The organism is Cerasicoccus maritimus, from assembly GCA_031296935.1.
Classification (GTDB): domain Bacteria; phylum Verrucomicrobiota; class Verrucomicrobiia; order Opitutales; family Cerasicoccaceae; genus Cerasicoccus; species Cerasicoccus maritimus.
On sequence record JAVDPD010000017.1, the window covers coordinates 1 to 21,702 of the forward strand.

16 protein-coding genes are annotated in these 21,702 nt (G+C 57.1%); 6 read left to right on the top strand and 10 right to left on the bottom strand.

Features of this window, described 5'->3' with window-relative positions; genetic code table 11:
* Positions 1 to 179: 179 nt before the first annotated feature.
* Positions 180 to 1,229 carry a mannonate dehydratase gene (gene uxuA / locus RBB62_RS12080; RefSeq protein ID WP_343219089.1) on the bottom strand — a complete coding sequence of 350 codons (1,050 nt, stop codon included), beginning with the start codon at positions 1,227 to 1,229 and terminating at the stop codon, positions 180 to 182.
* Between the two features lie 151 nt (positions 1,230 to 1,380).
* Entirely contained in the window at positions 1,381 to 2,151 is a 771-nt protein-coding gene (locus tag RBB62_RS12085; RefSeq protein ID WP_309399137.1) for a DeoR/GlpR family DNA-binding transcription regulator, read from the bottom strand.
* A gap of 272 nt (positions 2,152 to 2,423) precedes the next feature.
* Here RBB62_RS12085 and RBB62_RS12090 point away from each other — a divergent pair, with 272 nt between their 5' ends.
* The 5 genes from RBB62_RS12090 (at position 2,424) to RBB62_RS12110 (ending at position 9,773) form a co-directional block, all read left to right on the top strand.
* The gene (locus tag RBB62_RS12090; protein ID WP_309399139.1) at positions 2,424 to 3,170 is read left to right on the top strand and encodes an MIP/aquaporin family protein; all 747 of its coding nucleotides are present in this window, start codon (positions 2,424 to 2,426) and stop codon (positions 3,168 to 3,170) included.
* Between the two features lie 29 nt (positions 3,171 to 3,199).
* On the top strand, positions 3,200 to 4,696 hold the full coding sequence (gene glpK / locus RBB62_RS12095) for a glycerol kinase GlpK (protein ID WP_309399140.1): 1,497 nt from the start codon (positions 3,200 to 3,202) through the stop codon (positions 4,694 to 4,696).
* Positions 4,697 to 4,734: 38 nt separating this feature from the next.
* A complete protein-coding gene (locus RBB62_RS12100) occupies positions 4,735 to 5,982 on the top strand; it encodes a carbohydrate porin (protein ID WP_309399141.1) in 1,248 nt (415 codons plus the stop codon).
* A 33-nt stretch (positions 5,983 to 6,015) separates the two neighbouring features.
* Positions 6,016 to 7,578, top strand: coding sequence for a glycerol-3-phosphate dehydrogenase/oxidase (locus tag RBB62_RS12105; protein WP_309399142.1), 1,563 nt, complete (start codon positions 6,016 to 6,018; stop codon positions 7,576 to 7,578).
* 254 nt (positions 7,579 to 7,832) lie between these two features.
* On the top strand, positions 7,833 to 9,773 hold the full coding sequence (locus RBB62_RS12110) for a DUF4886 domain-containing protein (RefSeq protein WP_309399143.1): 1,941 nt from the start codon (positions 7,833 to 7,835) through the stop codon (positions 9,771 to 9,773).
* 393 nt (positions 9,774 to 10,166) lie between these two features.
* Here RBB62_RS12110 and RBB62_RS12115 read toward each other — a convergent pair whose 3' ends face one another.
* Positions 10,167 to 12,173, bottom strand: a complete 2,007-nt coding sequence (locus RBB62_RS12115) for a serine hydrolase (protein ID WP_309399144.1) — start codon at positions 12,171 to 12,173, stop codon at positions 10,167 to 10,169.
* Positions 12,174 to 12,646: 473 nt separating this feature from the next.
* Here RBB62_RS12115 and RBB62_RS12120 point away from each other — a divergent pair, with 473 nt between their 5' ends.
* Positions 12,647 to 13,633, top strand: a complete 987-nt coding sequence (locus tag RBB62_RS12120; protein ID WP_309399145.1) for an alpha/beta hydrolase family protein — start codon at positions 12,647 to 12,649, stop codon at positions 13,631 to 13,633.
* Positions 13,634 to 13,907: 274 nt separating this feature from the next.
* Here the strand turns inward: RBB62_RS12120 and RBB62_RS12125 are convergent, their stop codons facing one another.
* The 7 genes from RBB62_RS12125 to RBB62_RS12155 form a co-directional block, all read right to left on the bottom strand.
* Positions 13,908 to 14,411: a cell wall hydrolase gene (locus RBB62_RS12125; protein WP_309399146.1), complete on the bottom strand. Its 504-nt coding sequence runs from the start codon at positions 14,409 to 14,411 to the stop codon at positions 13,908 to 13,910.
* A 478-nt stretch (positions 14,412 to 14,889) separates the two neighbouring features.
* Positions 14,890 to 15,357 carry a Dps family protein gene (locus RBB62_RS12130; RefSeq protein WP_309399147.1) on the bottom strand — a complete coding sequence of 156 codons (468 nt, stop codon included), beginning with the start codon at positions 15,355 to 15,357 and terminating at the stop codon, positions 14,890 to 14,892.
* Between the two features lie 79 nt (positions 15,358 to 15,436).
* Positions 15,437 to 16,243, bottom strand: a complete 807-nt coding sequence (locus RBB62_RS12135) for an MBL fold metallo-hydrolase (RefSeq protein WP_309399148.1) — start codon at positions 16,241 to 16,243, stop codon at positions 15,437 to 15,439.
* A 164-nt stretch (positions 16,244 to 16,407) separates the two neighbouring features.
* Positions 16,408 to 17,181 carry a hypothetical protein gene (locus RBB62_RS12140; RefSeq protein WP_309399149.1) on the bottom strand — a complete coding sequence of 258 codons (774 nt, stop codon included), beginning with the start codon at positions 17,179 to 17,181 and terminating at the stop codon, positions 16,408 to 16,410.
* 42 nt (positions 17,182 to 17,223) lie between these two features.
* Positions 17,224 to 19,635: a hypothetical protein gene (locus RBB62_RS12145; RefSeq protein ID WP_309399150.1), complete on the bottom strand. Its 2,412-nt coding sequence runs from the start codon at positions 19,633 to 19,635 to the stop codon at positions 17,224 to 17,226.
* Positions 19,636 to 19,750: 115 nt separating this feature from the next.
* The gene (locus RBB62_RS12150) at positions 19,751 to 20,770 is read right to left on the bottom strand and encodes a LacI family DNA-binding transcriptional regulator (RefSeq protein WP_309399151.1); all 1,020 of its coding nucleotides are present in this window, start codon (positions 20,768 to 20,770) and stop codon (positions 19,751 to 19,753) included.
* A gap of 219 nt (positions 20,771 to 20,989) precedes the next feature.
* Positions 20,990 to 21,589, bottom strand: a complete 600-nt coding sequence (locus RBB62_RS12155; RefSeq protein ID WP_309399152.1) for a nitroreductase family protein — start codon at positions 21,587 to 21,589, stop codon at positions 20,990 to 20,992.
* Between the last annotated feature and the right edge of the window lie 113 nt (positions 21,590 to 21,702).

The window sequence follows — 21,702 nt, forward strand, 5'->3', positions numbered from 1 at the left end:
ATTCATCAAAAAAGACCGATTTTGCTCAAAACAGCCCCCGGAAACTAATCGTAATATTAAATCCGAATAAATCCTGAACGATCAATCGCTCTCATGCAATATCCGGGCTAGCGTCACTGGATCAAAGCAGGCAGCGGATACTAACCACTGCCTGCCTATGTTTTAAACTGGGTTTCGTCTCAGCTGTAGCTGACGTTCTTGTGGGCAGCTTCATAGAGGCCCTGCAAGTAAGCCGCGCCAAGAGCGCGGTCAAAGAGGCCGTAGCCCGGGCGTCCAATCTCGCCCCAGATCATGCGACCGTGGTCGGGCCGGATCGGGCCGGAGTAGCCGGCTTTGACGAGGTTGCGCATGACGGCATACATGTCCACGCTGCCCATCGACGAAAGGTGCGGCGCTTCATGGAAACTCTTCGGGCCGACCACGGCCACGTTGCGCATGTGGACGAAGTGGATGCGGCGGCTGAGCTTGCGCACGATCTGGGGCAAGTCGTTGCTCAGCGAAGCGCCCAGAGAGCCGGTGCACAGCGTGATGCCGTTGGACGGGCTGTCGACGATGTTGACCAGGCGGATCAGCGCGTCCTCATCGACGATGATGCGCGGCAGGCCGAGGATGGACCAAGGCGGATCGTCCGGGTGGATGCACATTTTGACGCCGGCAGCTTCGGCGACCGGGATTACCTTGCGCAGGAAATACTCGAGGTTTTCCCACATGGCGTCCTGGCCAATGCCCTGGAAGGCTTCCATCAAATACTTGAAGCGGGTAGGCGTGTAAACTTCGGCCCAGCCGGGGAGGGCGTCGACGAGGTCGTTGGAGTCTTCGATCTTTTGAAGCTCCTCATAGTTAAAGCTTAGCGCGTGCGAGCCGTCGGCGTAAGGGTGGCTCAGGTTCGTGCGCGTCCAGTCAAAGACGGGCATGAAGTTGTAGCAGAGCGTGCGGATGCCAGCGCGGCCGAGATTTTCAATGCTGGCGCAGTAGTTCGCGATGTACTTGTCGCGGGTTTCCAGGCCGAGTTTGATGTCCTCGTGGACGGGAATACTTTCGACGACCTCGAACTGCAGGCCTTCCGCGTTAATGAGCGCCTTGAGTTCCATCAGGGACTCGTAGGGCCAAATCTCACCCACGGGCACATCGTGCAGGGCACTCACAATACCGCTCACCCCGAATACTTGCCGGATACGTTCCAGGGTTACTGGGTCGTCTCCGCCGAACCATCGCATGGTCATTTTCATAATTGATCTCCTGCCTCCTTTGTATTAGAAAAGTTGAGCAAATGGGCGCAAAAGGTTAGTGTATCTAATTATGGGGGCGTAGAGGGCAACTCAGAAATAGGAATATTCGGACAACTGTTGCAGAGCGCTGGATCATATCTACGATCAAGCGCTATTTCTCGATGCGGGCGATCTCGGTGCGGATACCGGCGTTGCGATAATGCTGGAGGTCTTCTTCGCTCGCTTGGTCATCGGTGACGAGGGTATCGAACTGATTCGTTTGCGCGAAGATAAAGGGACTCTTGCGGCCAAGCTTCGTGGAGTCGCACACAATGCACACGCGCTCGGCGCGCGGTAGGAGGCGCTCTTTTAAGACCGCTTGGCCGGGATTGACCTCGCTCGCGCCAAACTGCGGATGCAGGCCATCTACGCCGAGGAATAGCCACTTGATCGCAAAGCGCTTCAGTGCGTCTTCGGCCATGGCGCCAACGTAGGAGCGTGACCGGGCCTCGTAATTGCCGCCAGTGCAAATTAGGTCGCACTGGCTGCGTCCGCCCAAAGCGACGACAACGTGGTGGGCGTTGGTCAGCACCGTAAGCGGCATCTCGGGCAGGTATTCCGCGATGAGGAGAACGGTCGAACTGGCGTCTAGAAAGATGATGTCGTTGGGCTGTACGAGCTTGGCGGCCTCTCGTGCGACGATGATTTTTTCCTCGCGGTTGACCCATTGACGGGCGGGGAGGGGGAGATCGTGGTGGACGTCCGTCGCACGCGTCGCGCCGCCATGCGTGCGGATAATGCGGTTTTCCGATGCGAGCAGCTCGAGATCCTTGCGGATGGTTTCCGGCGTGACTTGCAGGTCTTTGGCGAGGTCGAGGCTGCGGACTTCTCCCACGCGCTCAATACGGCGCAGGATGGTTTCTTTACGCTGTTGGGGGGACATTTAGAGAAAAAAGTTTTCCAAGCAATGAAATACCCAAGCTTGGGTTTTGCAAGTCATGCAAGTGGGTTTTCTTGGGAATTATTGGAAATGTAGATTTGTTCGCTTCGTTTTGGCGGTTTAAAGGGGCTGCTCAAGGTCCTTGTTTTGGAAATCAAAAACAATAAAAGATCATAAGTAAATGTGAATTAACGACTTGCAAAATGCTTAACTTCGGTATTGGTTGTTCTTATCGAATCTCTACCTCGATCTCGAACCCCAAGTATCCCAAAAGTATGAACCCCTATCTAGCCGAATTTGTCGGAACCGCTATCTTGATTCTATTTGGCAACGGCGTTGTTGCCAATGTGCTCCTCAACAAATCCAAAGGCCAGAATGGAGGCTGGATCGTGATTACGGTCGGCTGGGCCTTTGCGGTCACCTGTGCGGTGTATGCCACCGGTCGCATTTCTGGTGCCCACCTGAATCCTGCTGTCTCCGTCTCGCTCGCCAGCATCGGCGCGTTCGACTGGGCGCAAGTCCCGGGCTACATCGCGAGCCAAATTGCGGGTGGCTTCATGGGCTCCGTGCTCGTTTACCTGACCTACCTTGCACACTGGGAGGAAACGGAGGACCCCGGCCTCAAGCTCGCCTGCCACAGCACTTCGCCTGCGATTCGCAAAATCGGCCCGGCGGTCATTACGGAAATCATCGGTACAGCCGCTTTGATGTTCGGCATCCTTTCGATTGGTAAAGTCGGCCTCGGCGGCGACAGCAACATGGAAGCCTGGACTGCCGCCGTTGGCACGTGGTTCGGCCCGGCGGCTGTTGGTCTGCTTGTGCTCGGCATCGGTCTTTCTTTAGGCGGCCCGACGGGCTACGCGATCAACCCGGCGCGTGACCTCGGCCCCCGCATCGCGCACGCAGTGCTGCCGATTCGCGGCAAGGGCTCCAGTGACTGGGGCTACGCTTGGGTGCCGGTTGTCGCCCCACTAATTGGTGGCGTGCTCGGCTCGCAGCTCTTCGTACTCCTCGGATTTTAATCAACGTGTAACCCCAAAACGATACCCTTATGTCCAACGAAAAATTCATTCTCGCATTCGACCAGGGAACGACCAGCTCCCGCTCCATTATCTTCGACCAATCGGGCACTATCCGGTCTGTCGCCCAAAATGAGTTCCGCCAAATTTATCCGCACTCCGGTTGGGTGGAGCACGATGCGATGGAAATCTGGTCCAGCCAAAGCGCGACCGCCGTTGAAGCGCTTTCCCGCATGGATTTGACCGCCGACTCCATTGCCGCAATCGGCGTGACCAACCAGCGCGAGACCACGATTGTCTGGCACAAAGACACCGGCAAACCGATTTACAACGCCATCGTTTGGCAAGACCGCCGCACCGCTGACTATTGCCGTGAGTTGCGCAACGCTGGCCACGAAGAACGCGTCACCGAGCTGACCGGCCTGCGTATCGACCCGTATTTCTCGGGCACCAAGATTCGCTGGATTCTGGAAAATGTCGAAGGCGCGCGTGAGCTCGCCAAGCAGGGCAAGCTCGTGTTTGGCACCGTTGACAGCTGGCTCATCTGGCAGCTTACCGGCCACCGCGTGCATGTGACCGACGTCACCAACGCAAGCCGCACGATGCTCTATAATTTGAAAACGGGCGACTGGGACGACGAGCTCCTTGACCTACTCGACATCCCGCGCTCAATGATGCCCGAGATCCGTTCCTGTTCCGAGGTTTACGGTTCCGTTGACGCGAAGCTTCCCCTTGGCGGCGTCCCGATTGCTGGTGTCGCCGGAGACCAACAAGCCGCCCTGTTCGGCCAAGCCTGTTTTACGCCGGGCATGGCCAAGAACACTTACGGCACGGGCTGTTTCCTGCTGATGAATACCGGCACGGAAATCCCGCGCTCCAAGAATAACCTGCTGACGACTGTCGCTTGGCGAATCGGTGACCGTACCGAATATGCGCTTGAGGGATCCGTGTTCATCGGTGGGGCCGTCGTGCAATGGATTCGCGACGAACTGCAAATGGTTCGCACCGCGAAAGAGTTGGACGAACTCGCCGCTTCAGTACCGGATGCAGGTGGGCTGTTTTTGGTTCCGGCTTTTGCTGGCCTCGGGGCGCCGCATTGGGATCCCTACGCCCGTGGTGCCGCGCTCGGCATTAGTCGTGGCACGAATCGCGCGCACATCTGTCGTGCTGCGTTGGAGGGCATCGCTTTCCAGAGCGCGGACCTCATCACGTGTATGGAGAAGGACTCCGGACTGACGTTAAAAGAGCTCCGTGTCGATGGCGGCGCTTCGCGCAGCGACCCGCTTTTGCAATTCCAAGCCGACCTGTTGGGCAAGCAAGTGGTCCGCCCGAAGTGCGTGGAAACCACCGCAATGGGCGCGGCATATCTGGCTGGTCTAGCGGTGGGTTACTGGCAGTGCCGGGACGACATCACCAAGAACTGGCTCGTCGATAAAAACTACAATTCGCAGCGCGATCAGAAGGACATGGATACCCTCCGCCTTGGCTGGAACAAGGCGCTCGAGCGCTCCAAAGCCTGGGAAGCCTAAGCCCGTAGATTCTCGTTCACACCCCAAACACCCCACCCATGAAAAAACTTATCTTACCATTGGCCTGCCTGGCGCCATTCGCCGGCAGCGCCCAATCTGACGAAGACATTCTAACCCGCGAGTATCTGCTGGGCGACTGGTATGGCGCCCGCAGCGACCTCGCAGAGGAGGGCGTCACCTTCGACTTCAGCAACACCTTCGATTATTACGATGACCTCTCCGGCGCCTTGCAAAGTGGCGGCACATACTTCGGCCGCGCTCGCGCAACGCTGAACCTCGACTTAGAAAAACTCGTTGGCCTGGAGGGCGCGAAGTTCTCCGTCGGCGGTATTTCGCAATACGGTAAAAATTACAACCGCACGCGCTTTGGCATCCTGACGAATCCGAGCTCGATCGAAGGCGTCGATACCACTCGCTTTGCGAACATCTGGTTTGAGCAAACGCTGTTCGATGACTTCGTGACGTATCGCATCGGCAAGGTTGACGGCGTCGGCAACTTCGGCGCGCAGCCCTACGGTGGCACGTTCATGAACGACGAACTCGTTTATATCCCGAACCTCTTGTTTGGCGCAGGTTTGCCTTATGATCCGGCACAGCAGCTGGGCGCGATTGTCACCCTGCGTCCCTTCGAAGACTCTTCGTTGAAGGGGCTCTACGTGAAGGGCGGCGTGTTCAATACGAACAACAGCAACGCGATTATTTACGATGACATCGGCGCGGACTTTACCTGGGATGGCCCCCTCGCCATCGCGGGTGAGGTAGGCTACAACTTCGGTGAGTCGCCAGCCGATAAGCCGGGCTATATCAAGGCAGGCATCCATCACAACTTCGGCACGTTCGACGAGATCAACTCCACGAACCGTAGTCGCGGCAACACCTTGTTCTACGCTAATGCAGGGCAAACGCTCTGGCTGCTGAACGAGACCGGCGAACGCCACGTGGACGCCTCGCTCTCGCTCAGCTACGCGCCGAAGGAACGCGTCAATGTTTACAACTTCGAAATGACGGCGCTCCTCCGTGCCATCGGCCCCTTTGAAGCGCGGCCTCAGGACGAGGCGGGCGTGGGCTTCATTGCCGCATGGTTGAGCGACGATTTTAACAACGCGAGCAGCGCAGCGGGCGTCAATACGTCCGGCAATGAATTCACCGTCGAGCTCACCTACAAGGCGCGCGTAACGCCCTGGTTTGTTGTGCAGCCCGACATTCAAGTCGTCGTCAATCCCGGCGGCAGCGCCAGTCGCGATCCGGTCTACATCGCCGGCATTCGCAACGTGGTGACGTTCTAACTCCAATCTTAAAAATCCGAACAAAGATCCCTCATGAATCGCAATAGTGCAATCAACCGCATTCGCAACGACAGTGAGCCGTTCGATGTGGTCATCATTGGCGGGGGCGCATCCGGTCTTGGGGCCGCGGTGGACGCCGCCGCCCGTGGCCACAGCGTCGCCCTGTTTGAACAATCAGATTTCGCCAAAGGCACATCGAGCCGCTCAACGAAGCTCGTGCATGGCGGCGTCCGCTACCTGCAGCAAGGCAACGTTTCTCTCGTCTTGGAGGCGCTGCGTGAACGCGGGCGACTGACGCGCAACGCCCCCCACCTGGTCCGTTCCCAAGCGTTCGTAATCCCCAACTACTCCTGGTGGGAGGGCCCCTTTTACGGCATCGGCATGAAGGTCTATGACCAGTTGGCGGGCAAGCTCGGCCTCGCGCCGTCGCGCCACCTCAGCCGCGAAGAAACCATCAAGCAGATCCCGACCGTGGAGCAGAAGAATCTCATCGGCGGCGTCATCTACCACGATGGTCAGTTCGACGATTCGCGCCTCGCCGTGAACCTCGCGCAGACGGCGACCGACCTCGGCGCCGTGGTGGTCAACTACTGCAAGTGCGTCGGCCTCGTGAAGGAAAACGACGTGGTCTGCGGCGTGGAAATCAAAGACACCGAAACCGGTGACGAATACCAGGTGCGCGCCCGCAGCGTGATCAATGCAACGGGTGTATTCGTCGACGACGTGCGCCGCATGGACGAGCCGAAGGCGAAGAACATCGTGGCGGTTAGCCAGGGCATTCACATCGTCTTGCCGAAGTCGTTCCTGCCGGGCAATGCCGCGATCATGATCCCGAAGACGGCAGACGGACGCGTGCTCTTTGCCGTGCCGTGGCATGATCACGTGGTCGTCGGGACGACGGATACACCGCTCAACGAACACAGCCTTGAGCCGCGCGCCTTGCCGGAAGAAAAGGAGTTCGTGATGAGCCACGCGCGGAAATACCTGGCCAAGGATCCATCGGACTCCGATGTGCTGAGCATCTTCGCGGGCTTGCGTCCGCTGGTCAAAGCCGGCGATGGATCGGACACCGCAGCGCTCTCACGCGACCACACGATCATGATCAGTGGCAGCGGCTTGATTACCCTGACCGGAGGCAAGTGGACGACCTACCGAAAGATGGCCGAGGACGTGATCGACCAGGCGGAAACGCTTGGTGGTTTCGACAGCAAGCCTTGCCAAACGAAGGATCTGCAGATCCACGGCTGGACCAAGGCCGTGATCGAAGAATCCAACCTGAAGCCTTACGGTGCCGACGCGCACAAGATCAAGGAGCTCGCCGTAGCTGACTCTACTTTGCAAAGCAAAGTTCACCCTGACCTCAACCTGACCAAGGCAGAAGTTGTCTGGCATGCACGCCATGAAATGGCACGTACGGTGGAGGATGTGCTGGCCCGGCGTTCGCGCTCGCTCCTGCTCAATGCGAAGGCCTCGATCGAAGCTGCGCCATACGTTGCAGATATTCTGGGCAAGGAGTTGCACCAGAGCGCGGAATGGGAATCCGAGCAAGTCGCCGCCTACACGAGCTTGGCTAAGGAATATGTCTTCTCCCTGTAAGCGTAGATTTTTCGTGAGGTATCAGCTCTAATCGAGTTGAGCTCCCAAGTTTTTTACAAAGCGTTCCGCTTCGGCGGAGCGCTTTTCCGTTTACGACAAAGGCCCTAATCTAGTGTTGGATTTCAAGCCCCCCGTTAATTGAACTGATACCCTTCAGATCGTTCTCTACTAGCCTCGCGTCGATGATACAGTAACTTGCCCAAGTTGCTGTTAGAACGTTAAAATATCTGGCTGAATAGCCTTTTTACCCTGTGATGAAAAAGATATTTTACCGTGCCAGAGCGGCGGTACTTCTCGTGTTTGCTTTAGCGAGCGTAGCCCGCGCTGAAAATAAGGTGTTGTTCCTTGGCAACAGCTTCACCATTGGTGGTGGCGGTACCAGAACGGTGCCGGCTATTTTCGACGCCTTGGCGCGCGCGGGTGGTCAGGAAGATCCGACCACGGTGATGGCGGCTGTCGGTGGGAAAGACTATAAATACCACTACGAAAGCCATCAAACGCAGATTGCCTCGCAGCAATGGACGCACGTGGTGATGCAAAATTATTCCACGGAGCCAACGCATGTTGGCAATGTGACGGAGCACATGACCTACGGTGCGCTGTTGTATGGCTCCGTCATGGCGAACAACCCCAACACGCAAGTTCGTCTTTATCAGACTTGGGCGCGTTCGGCGATTCACTCGATGATTACCGGGACGTCCACCTCGAGCAGCTTCGAATCCACTGACGAGATGCTCAACGAGCTGGTCACCAACTACCAAGCATTGGCCGATACGATTAATGCCGACAATCCCGCGAACCCGCCGGTGAAGGTGAATCCCGTTGGTCAGGCTTGGAACAATGCTGGTGGGAATCTGGATCCGAGCGATCCGGGCTATATCGACCTTTTCGCTACCGATGAATATCATGGAAACTGGCTGGGCTATTATCTCTCGGCCTGCGTGCACTACGCGTCGATTTATCAAGCGAGCCCAGAGGGGCTTTATGGCACGCCGGAAATCGCGGCCCTGAGCATGGGGCTGAATACCACTGCAGCGGCTCACGTCGAGAGTATTGCTTGGCAAACTGTCGTTGCCGCTGGGTTGGCGGAAGAGGCCGATGATACGACGCCGCCCGGATGGACCAACTTGGCGCAGGTTGATCGCACGACGCTGACGCTGCAGTTCGATGACTTGCTGGATGAAACGTCCGCCGTTGATCCGGCGAACTACACCATCATTAATCGCGGTAAGCGCATTCAAATTGAAAGCATTGAGATCACCGGCATGGGCAACAGCATTACGATCACCACGGCGACTGAGCTGGTTGGTAATTTGCTCGTAGAAGTTTCGACGGGCTTGCTCGATGACAATGGCAATGCGCCAACCGATCCTATTCGTAAGAGCCTACAAGCCGCGGAGTCTGAGACCGGTATCATTTATTTGGACTTTGGCGGTGCCGCAACGGTTTCCGGAACCGACGATACCTGGAACCAAGTCGTGCTGACCGGCACGGCGCGTGATGCGGTGGGCAATGGGACCGGCGCACCGGAGGTAATGCTCGGTGATTTACTCGATTTGAGTGGTGCCTCAACTGGCATTACCCTCACCATGACTGATGCCCCGTCTTCCACGAACAATTACGGGACAACGTCAGGGCCATATCCCAGCGGCGCGACGTCGGATTGCATCTACGGCAGCAATGGACTCTGGAGCGGCTACACGGACAACAGCCAGGCAGTGTTTGTTTTTTCCAATTTGGACCCGGGCGTGGCATATGACTTTACCTTTTTTGCCTCCCGCTTGTCGGTTTCGGATAACCGTGAGGCTGAGTACCGCCTGGTCGGTGCCAACAGCGGTTCGGCTGCGTTGGATGCCGCTGATAATGTATCGAATGTCGCGCAGGTAGTCGGCATTTTGCCAGATGCTTCAGGCAATATTACGCTGACGGTTGCTGAAGGCGCTAATAACGATAACGGCAACGGATTTTACTACATCGGCGCAGTCGAAATCGATACCCATGCTGCAGTGGAGGCCCCCGTGCTTTACTGCCCAGTTTTGCTAGGCAGCAACTTCATCGTCGATTGGGCCGGTAGTGGAACGCTTTACTTCAGCACTGATATGTCCGATTGGGCGATGGTTGAGCCGCAGCCGACGCCGCCTTTTGAGGACACGATTCCCGCAGGCGGAAACCGCTTCTACCGTATCGAATATTAGCGTTATTGGCATTTATTGGTAACGGTCATAGCTCATTGATATTGAGCGCGCGGATTTGGCGCTCACTGGGTGTGAAAACACAGAGTAGCAAACTGCAAAACAAAGCATCGGTTGTTTCGCAAACAACCGCATAGGCTTTTCCGAGTTTCCTACTTAGGGTTTTCCTAGTTTCCTATGTAGGCTTTTGCAAAACAACCGAGTAGGTTTCTCTAAAACACAGCATCGGTTGTTGTGCAGACAACAGTGGCTGTACTTGACCAATAACCGAGCGGTTGTTGGGGAGAGAACCGCATAGGCTATTTTGAGTTTCCTTACTAGGAAACTCGCAAACAACCGTATAGGCTTATCGGAGTTTCCTACGTAGGCTTTTCGGAAACAACCGAGTAGGCTTTTTTAATTACGCTGCTGAACGCCGAGCCAGAGGAAGCGGGAGTCGAGGCCGGGAATTGTCTGGTAGTCGAGGATCGTGTCGACGCCGTTGACGGGGGTGTTTTGCAACACCGAGCCAGTGCCGAGGATCCAGCGGTTGTCTTCAAACGAGGCCAGGACTTCGGCGTGTTCGCGCTCGAGATCGTCGCTGGCGTAGATGAGGTACACTACTTCGTCGGGCGGGCTGGCGGGCAGCTGAATTTGGACCGCGAAATTGTTCCCGTCCATGCCGCCACTCACGCGCTCAGCGATGGTTTGCGGGCCTTTAATGTCGCTGACGGGGGAGGACGCGTCGGAGGTCAGCGCGTAGTCGAGGCCGTTGGCTACGCCGATGCCATTTTTGTCATCCGCCCACGCTTCGCCGCCTGCGCCGGGCTGACGCTCGATGTAGGCACCGAAGGTATAGTTTTGGCGCGTGAAAGTGCCGAGGTGGTTTTCATCGAGGAACTCGAAGGTGACGGACTCGGCGTTGTCTTCGCCGGTTTGGTTGAAGGTCACGGCAGAGATGCCGACCCCGTTTTCGCCTGGGGCATACCAAGCGAAGATTTTGCCGTCCCAATGCGGGATCTCGTAATCGGTTTGGTCGGGGCCGAGTCGCGCAATCAGGCCGCCTTCGCCGTCGCCGACGATTTCCAGTTCGCCATAGTAATCGCTGTGGTAGTTGCCGATCAGTAGGGCGTGGTCGGGTGCTGCGGTGGGGTTGGTCGGGAAGTCCTGACCGGCCAGCTCGCTGTGGTTGACGCGGAATGCGGCGTAGAGCTGCTCGTAGCCGGTGGTCCAGTCGATGCGCGGTGCGCCGAGCTCCACATAGTCCATGAAGATTTGAGTGATGGCTTCGGCCGCGCCAACGGGCGTGCCGTTGGTCAGCACAATGATGCCGAGGTTTTCGGAAGGCAGCAGCATGTAGGTGGTGCCAGTGCCAATGAGGAACGCGCCCGAGTGGCTGAAGCGCACGCGGCCAGTCTGGTCTGTGCCGATGCCGATGCCGTAGCCGTAGCTGCTGGGGCGGGAGTCAAAGGCGGCCAGCGGGCCTTCGTAGTTTTGCGGCAGGATGGCTTCCTTGAGCGGTTCGGATTCGACGATGGTTTCACCGCCGAACTGACCTTCGTTGAGAACCATGCGAAGCCACTTGGCCATGTCGACCACGCTAGAGCTGACGCCGCCAGCGGGCGCCTGGGCATCGGGATCGCGCTGTTGCGGTGTGGCTTCCCAGCCGGTGTCGTCGTGGTAAACGTTGCCCAGCGCTTTGTTCGGCTGCGCCTGGAAATCTGCATAGCTCATGCTGGCTGTGGTCATGCCGAGTTGGTCGAAGAGGCGGGTCTTCGCCAAGGTTGCCCAATCCATTTTCATGGCATTGGCGGCGGAGACGGCGCCCGCGGTCAGCCCGAAGTTCGTGTAGCCATAGCTGGCGCGGAATGAGTTTAGCGGAAGGTATTGCAGGCGGTCGAAGACGGTTTCGCGGTCGAAGCCGAGGTCTTCGAGCAGGTCACCTGCGTGGCCGGGCAATCCGCTACGGTGGGCAAAGACATCCCCAATGGTTACGTGGGAAGTCACGTAGCTGTCGGCCAAGGTGAACTCCGGGAAGTGCTCGACGATGGGCGTTTGCCAAGTGATTTCTTTGTCGCCCACGAGCGCGGCGATGATGGTGGCCGAAACCGACTTCGAGACCGACGCGATTTGAAAGACGGTGTTTTCGTCGATGGTGTCAGGAGAGCCAATTTGCTTGATGCCGAAGCCTTTCGCGTAGACCACCGCGTCGTTGTGGACGATGGCCACCGCCATGCCGGGAACGCCGGTTTGGGTCATGACGTCTGAGACGATGCCATCCATTTCGGCAACGGCGTTATCGATGGCGGCCTGCGTGATCTCGACAGCCGAGTATTGGCTCGGGCTTTGTGCGTAGGTGGACTGAACCGAAGTAGCCGCCAAGGCCGCGAGTGAAAATTGGAAAATTGCGCGTATGGGAATCATAGTAGGAAAGTTGCTAATCATGCTAATTAGGTTGGGAGCCTCGGCAAACGCATTTATTCCGGGCCTTGACCTCATGGTTGGTGACAAAAAAAAGACCGTCCATTGGGACTTTGTTTTCTCGCATTCAACTAACGACGGGGGACGACTGTCTAGGCCTAGCGGACATTCATTCTGAGCGCCAAAGGTGCGGTCTCATTCTAGCCTAGGGTCAGCAAGGAGCGAAGCGACGAAGCGCAGCCCTAGGTAAACATGTCGTACTATTTTGAACGCTGAAAGCGCGGGTTCAAGCGGCTAGTCTCAAACGTAGCCTCATTAAACTCAATTTGGTATTTTGCTAACAAACGCCGATACTCCTCTTGGCTATCAATGTATTCGATCAATGCGGTTAAATGGCTTGGACTGATAGAAAATGCTCCATAACCCCGTTGTGAGGGGGGGAGCAGGGCGCTGGCCGAAAGTGATAGTCTATTAGAATGAGTGAACTTTGCATTGCAAAGCTTGTCGGTTCATTAGTAATGAGCTTTCCGCAGACAGTTGCTTGCACGGCCACGGCCTTGATCGGTCTGGCTGGTGTGGCCCAAGCCGGGCAGGTTGAATCACGCTACTTCCCGACTGATGAAGTGTTGCCGCTCTTTGAGCCGCCGCCGTCACTGGAGCGTGAGTATGCGTTGTTTCAAAAGTCGCTGCCGTTCTTGTCGGAGGGTCTGGTCGTGCTGAGCGTGATCAGCTTTGGAGCGCAGGAGACGGATGTTTCGCCCCAACAACAGCAGGCGCTGATGGCGGGTTTCAACGATGTGTATTTGAATATCGCGCACGACGAGGCCATGCGCCGCGTGCCGCATTCGCTGGCATATTCTTATCAATCGGTGACGCCAACGCAGGGGCACTACTACGCTTATTGGCCGGAACATGTGACACCCGATACGCCGAGTATTATCTTCCTACATGGCTTCGGCGGGAACTTCCTTTACTACACGTGGCTGCTCAAGGAGGAGTTTCCAGACGCGATCATCCTGCTGCCGACTTACACCTATTCGTGGTTCGATGGCTCGCTGGATTACCTGCGCGAGGCCGAGGCGGACTTTGAGGCGCGGCATCCCGGAGTGGCAATTGACGACCCCTGGCTAATCGCGCTTTCGGCGGGCGGTCCGGCGGGCTTTCGTCTTTATAATGCAGCGCCGGACGATTTCGCTGGCTTCGTCTGCCTGGCGTCGGCGCCGCTGGGCTTGCGGGCGCGGGATTTCAAACGGGACCTGAATATCTACATGCTCAACGGAGCGACCGACGACCGTATAGACATCGACGATGTGCGTCAGATGGCCAAGCAATTTCAACGGCAGATTCCGGGCCTCAAATACCAGGAGCTGCCGGGCGATCATTTCTTCATGCTTACCGATCGCAAGGAAACTTTCGAGCGGGTCCGGAGCTACATGGAGCTGGTCCAGCCCAAGGCCAATTAGAGATAACATGAAGTTGCCGGGTCCAGCCCTTGCTCAACCCGGCAACTTCATGTTATCTCCAGCAGATGCATCCGTGCTTACCAGCAACACCGGAATTGCCTCACATTTGTGCATTGCGCAAATTCACCGGTTAGGCGGGACGCATAAAAAACCGGCAATCCGAAGATTGCCGGTTAAAGCTGCGCCGTCGCTGGGCAAGGTGGTAACGGGGACTGGATCGATACCTAACTAACGCAAGAATGCCTGACGACGACGCTGGAAATTGGTTGGGTGATTAAGGGTATTGCGCGACCAGGGCGGGTTTCGCCTTGTCGCTGCGGTAAAAGGTGTGGAGGCCAATGGTGCACGTGGGCTTCATGGTTTGCGTCCAGTAGGGCGTCTCTCCGTTTTCGGCGTGGTAGTGATCCGCGCCGCCGGTGATGTCCTTGAGCTGGCCTTTTTCCATGCGCACGACGAGATCATAGGCGAGGCTGAAGTTGGCGTCCCGCGTTGCGCGCTCGATGATGGGTCCATAATCCGGGTTGCGGACGCCGGTTGCGCTGTTCATTGCCGTGAATTGCTTGGGGCGGCAGACGACGCCGGGGACGCGGGAAACATCGCCATTGGCGCGATTGACGATCACGTTGAGCACTGCGTGCATGCCTTGTTCACCTTCGGAGGCCGCTTCCAGCACCAAACAGGATGCAACGACGAGCCGCTCGTAGTGGGTAAGCTCCGCATTCGCCGCTTGAGCTTGGAGACCCAAGAGCAGTAGCAGACTGCATCCAGTTATTCGCATTAGCTTCGTCATTTATTACCTTCACGAAAGTTAGTAACAAAAGGGAGCGCCAATAAGGCGATTAGCCTAACTTTTGTAAAGCCGATTCACTATAGTGAGTTTGCAATAGGGGCTAAGTTGCTGATAACAAACTTTTAACAAACCCATAAAGTTATTCACAATTTAATGTTAACAACTCTCCGGGTTGTGAATTACTTGTGAATGACCGGTTTGGGTAGCCCTGGAATTCGTCTAATTCAGCCCAATGAAATGTCTTTACTGGGGGCCGGAAAGAAGTCGCCTTAAGTTCAATATAGGGGCTAATAGCACCCTATAATTACAGCCATTAAATGGATGTGGCTACGTAATCTATAGTAGGCCATGTTCCGTAAAAAGAGCCCAGCTGGAAATGGGCACTTCGATTAGTCTCCTATGAGACGAGATAAATCGAAGTGCCCATAAGCTGGGCTCTGCTGTAAAAAATGGGGTAAGTAACTACTTACTTAAGGTAGCTTTCGAGCATCCAAATGGTCTTTTCGTGGACTTGGATGCGGGCGATCATGAGGTCTTCGGTCTGCGAGTCTCCAGCGTCGCCAGCGATATCGCGCGCTTTAGCGAGATTAGACACGGTGCTTTTGTGCAGCGCCGCGAGGTGGGCGACCATTTCCTCGTCGCTGGCGTCCTCATTGATTTCGTCGAAACCAGCCATCTTGGCAAGGTTGGCGAGACCGCCTGGAGCGTAGGCACCGAGTGCGCGAATGCGTTCCGCGACTTCATCCACGGCGGTGAAGAGCTCGGTGTATTGCGCTTCGAAGGCGGTGTGCAGGGCGAAGAAGCCCGGACCTTCGACGTTCCAGTGGCACAGGTGGGTCTGGCCCATCAGCGCGTAGGTGTCGGCCACAATTTGACGCAGGGCGTCGGCGACGGGATTAGCAGAAGTGGATTTCTTGGATTTCTTTTTTGCCATGACCGCAGCTTATGCAGGTCTTGCCAATTATCAAGTGATCCCTCTGGGAAAACTGACAAATTATCAGTGCTAATGTACCTTACCAGTGTCCGGCCAAGTTGTATTCCTCGCCGATTTCCAGAGCCGGGTCGAAGACATCAATGTGCAGGTTGTGACTGCCGTTGCGGAGGGGTTCGAAATGCCGGTCCACGAGGTTGGGGCAATTGCAGTCCTTGCTCAGGTGGGCGAGGCAAATGTGGCGCCAGCGGGGGCTTTGGGCCTCGGCCAGCAGCTCGTAGGCTGCTTCGTTGGAGAGGTGGCCGTGGCGCCCGCGGATGCGTTGCTTGGTGCTCCAGGGGCGCTTTTCGCAGCGTTCCAGCAGCTCAAGGTCATGGTTGGCCTCCAGGACGAGTAAATCACAGTCACGGATGCGCTCCTTGACGAGCTGTGGCGCGTAGCCGAGGTCCGTCAGCCAGGCCATTTTCCGGAATGGGGAAAACAGGCTGCCGTCGCCGCTTTCGAAGATGTAGCCCACCGGGTCATGGGCATCGTGCGGAATGGAAAACGGGTGCACCTTCAGGTCGGCAAAGGAAAAGCTGACGCCGGTCTCGAACAGGCCCCAGTTGACCTTGCGCTCCAGCTTGGCCTGGGCGGCGCGGGCGGTGTCGCGGTTGGCGTAAAATTTGATGTGGGGAATCCGGCTGAGGCCCCGCAGGCCTGCGGTGTGGTCGCCATGTTCGTGGGTGAGGAAAACGGCGTCGATGGACTCCAGTTTTTCGCCGATTCCGGCCAGCTTGTCGCGTAGGCGCCGTCCGGAAAATCCGGCGTCTATCAGCACCTTGCATTGCGGCGTTATCAGGAGCGCCGCGTTCCCCGAACTACTGCTGCCCAGAATGCGGAAACGCATAAGGGAATCATCATGCCTGAGCCTTCAGGCTGTTCAAGTGCGAACAACAGGCATGCGGAATTTTACTGCCATAAAAGCCGCCAGCAATCCCTTACTGGCGGCCATTATGTCGTTTTTTTGGTCGTGGAACATTCGGCATTAGGCCGTTTGCTCCTTATACCATTCTACCCCTTTCGGCGCACCATAAGGAGGGCAACGCCGAAAATGAAAAGCGGAATTATGTAAGTTGACGGCTCGGGGATCACCGTCAGCTGCATCGAGTTGATGCCCGCGTAGTTGGAAACATCTGCTGGCTTGGTCAGGCGCACATCGAGGGTGGTCTCAGTCAGGGTTATGCCGCTGATGTTCATGTAGCGACCCAGGGTGTAGCCGTCGGCATCGTTGTCATAGAGCTGGGTGGCGGTGGTATTGGTGTCCCAGCCATCGGTGGTGACGGCGTCGCCGTTGATATCGAGCACATCGAACCCGAGCCATGAAGTACCGCCATCGAGCGAATATTCGTAGTTGGCGAGGAGGAGGAGGCTGGAGCTGCGGCTGGCAAAAACGTCCAGACTAATTTCGGAGCCCGCAGTCAATCCGCTAAAGGAAACGGTGTAGCTTAGCTCGCTGCCGATGGTGTTCCCCGTCCAGAAGAAGTCACCGGCGGGGGCGGTGGCATCCGTCCAGGAGGGGGCGCCGACGCCGGAGTTATACATGCCCGAGCCGGATGAGGTTAGGAAGTCACCCGAACCGGCAATGGTGATGCTGCTGCTGGCGCCGGTGGTATCCGTGAGGGTGCCGGTGACATCGCCGGTTGCCGCATAGACGTTCCAAGTGGAGGCGTCGGGGTAGGAGCCCGATTGAGCGGTGTTGAAGTCAATGAGGTAGGTTGCGGCGTGGGTATTTGCCGCGAGTAGGAGGCCCGAGAGAGCCAGCGTGCGGGTGAGTAGGTGCGTCATAAGGGTTGAGTTGATTTCGGGGTTTTAATTTGAGGGGTGGATCTAGTTGCGGGTTACGTTTAAACGAACAAAGGAATAACCATTTGCAGGCTGAACGAAGATGGTGCGGGTCGCGCTGTCTTCGTTGTCGATTTCGTCGATTTGCGAGGTGTAGCTGTCGCCGGAATACCAGACGCTGAGGTTGTCAGAAACTTCCACGACGTAGATCAGGTCGCTGGCGTTGATATTCCGCAAAAAACAAAAGACCGGCGTGGTCACGCCTTCAACGAGTAGTGTTTGTACCCAAGGTTGACGGCTGCGTGCGCTCGCGTAGGCGTCGTCTAGCCCAAAGGCGTATTTGATCAGATTTGACATGCCGTCATTGGCGGGGCTTGCCTCGTCGCCGCTGATAGCGGGGTCTGCCAGCTCCTCTGGCGTAAAAGCATTCTGTCGCCACTGGGCGTAGGGTAGTTGCGTAAGCTCCAAAACGAGGTTGTTTCCTGACAGCTTCAACTGCGCCTGGTAATCTTCGAGGCCTTCGCCAATGCTGGCGCCGCCGGTTATGTAGCCGTCGCCATCGATGGTGAGGCCGGTAAATGCATCGGCGGCATCGGCAGTGATGAGCGGGTAATCGCCATCGGGGAGCAGGCTACTGGAGAGCACGTTGAAGTCGAAGGCGTTGCCTGACAGCACGACATCACTGGCCTGAGCGGAGGTGAGGTCAATTTGGTCGCATTGCAGATCGGTGGGGCCGTCGCTGTCCAAGTCAAATACCAGTGCTGCTGCATCGTCCAATTGTAGCAGTGGCTCGTCAGTTAATGAGCCATTGAGGGTTAATACGCCTAGCTGGCTTTGGCTCGTAGCGGCGTCCCGCGCACCGGGAGACAATAGACCGCCATTGACGGCAATATGGTTGCCTGAGCCGGGGGTGATTTGGCCGTCGCCGCCGAGCACACCACTTGCCTCCACGACGACCGCAGCCTTGCCGGTGGCGGAGTAGACGCCGCTGGCTGAGGCGTCAGCTTGCACGAAACCATCTTGAATGGTGAAGGTGTTGCCTGCGCTGGCGCCCCAGGTGGCATTGCTTTCGAGAATGAGGATGCCCGGGCCAGTCTTGGTCAGGCTGATGTCACCTGCGAACTCCGCGGTCGGCCCGATGCGCAGCGTGCCCTCGGCGTTACCCACGCGGATTTTTCCACTGACTGCGGGGGTGATTTCCAATACGCCAAGTCCGGAGTTGGTGCCAAAGTTAACGACGCCCGTGGTCGTGTCACTGAGCCGGATCAGGTCGCTGCCGCCAAAGGCGTCGAGCCCGCCACCGATGTTTAAAATACGGGTGCTGGAGACGGTGGCGTTGCCCTGAATGCTTTTGGTGGCGGCTCCGATGTCGAAGTTGACGGATTGCACCGAGTAGGTGGGCTTGCCGGTGGTGCTGTTGGCCACGATGGAACTGCTGGGGGAGTCGGAGTCGAGCAGCACGGATTGCGTGGCGTCGAGCGGCCCTTCGGACCAGTTGGCCTCGTTGTTCCAATTGTAGGGGGAGAGACCGGACGTGAGGGTGTTGATGTTGGGGGTCGGCGGGTCCGGTGGGGCGGGCAGATCGAATTGCAGCGTTTCGTAGGCGACTTGGTGCATTTGCTCGGCGTGTGTGGCAGTGATGCCGAGCTCGTAGGCCGCTGTGCCAACGCCGGTGCCGAGCGTCCGTGGATCGATGCCAGTGATATGGCCTAGCATCATGAGGGCCGACAGATAGCTGCCCTGGTAGCTCGCGTGGCGATGGTCTTCGGAATACCAAAAGTAGAGTAGGTCTTCGCTGCTCGCGGTGGTAGAGTCCCCCGAGGCGTAGCCGAGATCGATGGCGTGCATGAAGGCGTCGCCCACGCGGGAGACCGCGGTGAAATTCGGGTGTGTTTCGGCGCTTCGCACGTAGCGGTAATACCCGTTGAAAATGATTTCCTGTAGGTCGTCCTGCATGGCCTGAAGGTCGCTGCCGTAGCCCTTTTCTGTGGCGGAGGTGGGCGAGGACCAGGTTTCGTATAGGATGACATCGGTGTCCGCATTGGCGCCTTGAATCAAGTCCATCAGCGCATCGGCGGCCGAGTAAAATGCCGCCGGTTCACCGCCGTTTTCTTCGGGTAGGGGGCGGGTGCTTTGATCCTGCAACACCACCACATCCCAATCGCCGCTGCCGATGATCGCGCTTTTGTAGGTGAGGTGATAGTCCAGCGTCTTGCCCCCTACGGCTTCGATGGTGACTTCGTAGTCAAGGCCGGCCTGGTCGGTGAGCTTTTTGAAAATTCCGGGCACGCCGCCATAGTTGGAGCTGTTTGCGTCGGTAATCGCGGCCTGGTTGTAGCTGACGGCGGGCTCGTTGTGACCATGTGTAAAGCTGTTACCCACAAACAACACACGCTCTTGGGCATGAATCAGGGGGAGAGGGGCTACTAGCGCAATTACTGCGATAAAATTTTTCACTGGGGGAAGGGGGATTTATATTTTGCAGATTCAAATCAGCAAAATGATAGCGCTAACACAAGCCTAAAATGTTATCGCTAACAATTTTATGCGGGCGCAAGCATTTGGCGGTTTTTTAGCGAGGCACCGGGCCGGTGGATTGGCGGATCGACAAGCTGGTTTTGACGGCCAGGTGCCCGGTGGGGGGCTCATTGCGGTCAAGCGCATCGAGCAGGGTGCGGGTTCCGAGTTTTGCCATATCCCGCAGAGGTTGGTGAATCGCGGTCAGTGGCGGCTCAGTATTGCTTGCGTAGTGGTAGTCGTTACTCCCGGCGACGGATAGATCTTCCGGCACGCGCAGGCCAAGAGTGTGCGCGCCTTTAATGATGCCAAGCGCGGAGATGTCGTTGCCAGCGATGATCGCGGTGGGCCGATGGGGTACCTCCAGCAGGCGCAAGCCGGCCTCGTAGCTGGACTCAGGTGTGTATTCGGAGTGCGCGATGAATCGCTTGGGAACGCGCAGACGGCGACGCTGGCAGAAGTCTTTAAACGCATCAACGCGCAGTTGGGCGAGAGACCAATCTTTGGGGCCGCCCAAGAAGGCTATGCGGCGGTGCCCCTGATTGTAGAGATACTCGGCCATGTCGATCACGCCTTGGTAATCTTCGCAATTCACCGTGCAAATTTGGGGGTTGTTGACTGGCTTGCCCAGCACGACGAGCGGGATGCGCTGGTCGTGGGTGGTGTCGAGAAAGGCGTCTTCAGCAGTCGGCGTCACGCAGAGGATGCCATCGACCTTTCGACTGTGATACAGGCTTTGCACACGAGCTCCCCCGGCGAATTCCGACGAGTGGTAATCGAAAAGCGCCAGATCGTAATTAGTCACTTTCAGCGCGTCGTTGACGCCCTTCCAGATTTGGGAAAAATAATCGGAGCCGACGATTCGGTCCATCGGCGCAACCAAGCCTACGAAATTGGATTTGCGGCGCGCAAAACTACTGGCGATCGAGTTGACTGCAAAGTTGTGCGCCCTGGCCACTTGCATCACCTTGTCGCGTGTCTTCGCGCTTACGCTTCCTTTGCCGCTGAGCACACGCGAGACGGTCATCATCGACACGCCGCACTCTTTGGCGATGTCTGCCATAGTCACGCTCATGCCATGTTATGTGAGCGTTAACGCTCTTGTTGTCAAGGCCGCCTTCAATGGGTTTGGAATCTCTTTTAGCTTCACTCTCGGTCGTTTTTTCGGCGCAGGTTTTCGCTCAGGCCGCTCCTGCTTTAGGCACCCAGTTGGCACACAAAGACGCCCGGGCACGGATGCTCGGGCGTCGCCATTTTTGCGGTGCAAAAATCTATCGGTCCAGCCGGAGGCTGGCTAGAAGGTGTTGTTGATGACGACTTGGTCGTAGGGGAGTTGACCGGGTTTGGGCCAGGCTTCCTTGGTTCCCTTGCCAACGGCGATCATGAAGCTGATCACGTGATCGTTGGGCAGGTTGATGATTTTGCCGACGGCATCGAAATCAAAGCCGTCCATGGGGCAAGTGTCGTAGCCCATTGCCTTGGCGGCGAGCATGATGGTCATGCCAGCCATGCCGCAACTGCGCATGCACTCGTCTTGTTGGACTTGCTCGCGGCCTGCGTAATATTGGTTGATGGCAGGTAGCATGAAGTCGCTCACGCCTTCGGGGGCGTTGGCCCAGTAGGCTGCGGGGTCTTGCCAGGCGGCTTTGTTGGCGGCGAGAATGATCAGCAGCGAGGCGTCGGTGACCTGGGCTTGGTCCCACGCGGCGGCGCGGATTTGCTGGCGCACCTCGGGGTCCTTCACCAGGACGAAGCGCCAGTGCTGGATATTGAATGCGGTCGGGGACTGCATCGCGGCTTCCAGCAGCGTCTTTTCTTCCTCGTCGGTGAGGCGGTGTTCGGGGTCGTAATGCTTAATGGCGCGGCGCGCCTGAATGGCAGAGAGTGTGTCCATGCCTTCAAATAAACTCAGCTTTCGCGAAAGCACAAGTCTCGACATAAAGGCAATTGGCAGGTTTTTTGCGGCTTTTGATCGTTCAAAAGTTTGCTTTAGATTCCATGAAATGG

Coding starts and splice junctions, on each gene's coding strand:
- RBB62_RS12120 (WP_309399145.1), top strand. CDS start 12,647: ATGAGTGAACTTTGCATTGCAAAGCTTGTCGGTTCATTAGTAATGAGC.
- RBB62_RS12100 (WP_309399141.1), top strand. CDS start 4,735: ATGAAAAAACTTATCTTACCATTGGCCTGCCTGGCGCCATTCGCCGGC.
- RBB62_RS12150 (WP_309399151.1), bottom strand. CDS start 20,770: ATGAGCGTGACTATGGCAGACATCGCCAAAGAGTGCGGCGTGTCGATG.
- RBB62_RS12130 (WP_309399147.1), bottom strand. CDS start 15,357: ATGGCAAAAAAGAAATCCAAGAAATCCACTTCTGCTAATCCCGTCGCC.
- RBB62_RS12155 (WP_309399152.1), bottom strand. CDS start 21,589: ATGGACACACTCTCTGCCATTCAGGCGCGCCGCGCCATTAAGCATTAC.
- uxuA (WP_343219089.1), bottom strand. CDS start 1,229: ATGAAAATGACCATGCGATGGTTCGGCGGAGACGACCCAGTAACCCTG.
- RBB62_RS12105 (WP_309399142.1), top strand. CDS start 6,016: ATGAATCGCAATAGTGCAATCAACCGCATTCGCAACGACAGTGAGCCG.
- RBB62_RS12125 (WP_309399146.1), bottom strand. CDS start 14,411: ATGCGAATAACTGGATGCAGTCTGCTACTGCTCTTGGGTCTCCAAGCT.
- glpK (WP_309399140.1), top strand. CDS start 3,200: ATGTCCAACGAAAAATTCATTCTCGCATTCGACCAGGGAACGACCAGC.
- RBB62_RS12090 (WP_309399139.1), top strand. CDS start 2,424: ATGAACCCCTATCTAGCCGAATTTGTCGGAACCGCTATCTTGATTCTA.
- RBB62_RS12085 (WP_309399137.1), bottom strand. CDS start 2,151: ATGTCCCCCCAACAGCGTAAAGAAACCATCCTGCGCCGTATTGAGCGC.
- RBB62_RS12110 (WP_309399143.1), top strand. CDS start 7,833: ATGAAAAAGATATTTTACCGTGCCAGAGCGGCGGTACTTCTCGTGTTT.
- RBB62_RS12135 (WP_309399148.1), bottom strand. CDS start 16,243: ATGCGTTTCCGCATTCTGGGCAGCAGTAGTTCGGGGAACGCGGCGCTC.
- RBB62_RS12140 (WP_309399149.1), bottom strand. CDS start 17,181: ATGACGCACCTACTCACCCGCACGCTGGCTCTCTCGGGCCTCCTACTC.
- RBB62_RS12115 (WP_309399144.1), bottom strand. CDS start 12,173: ATGATTCCCATACGCGCAATTTTCCAATTTTCACTCGCGGCCTTGGCG.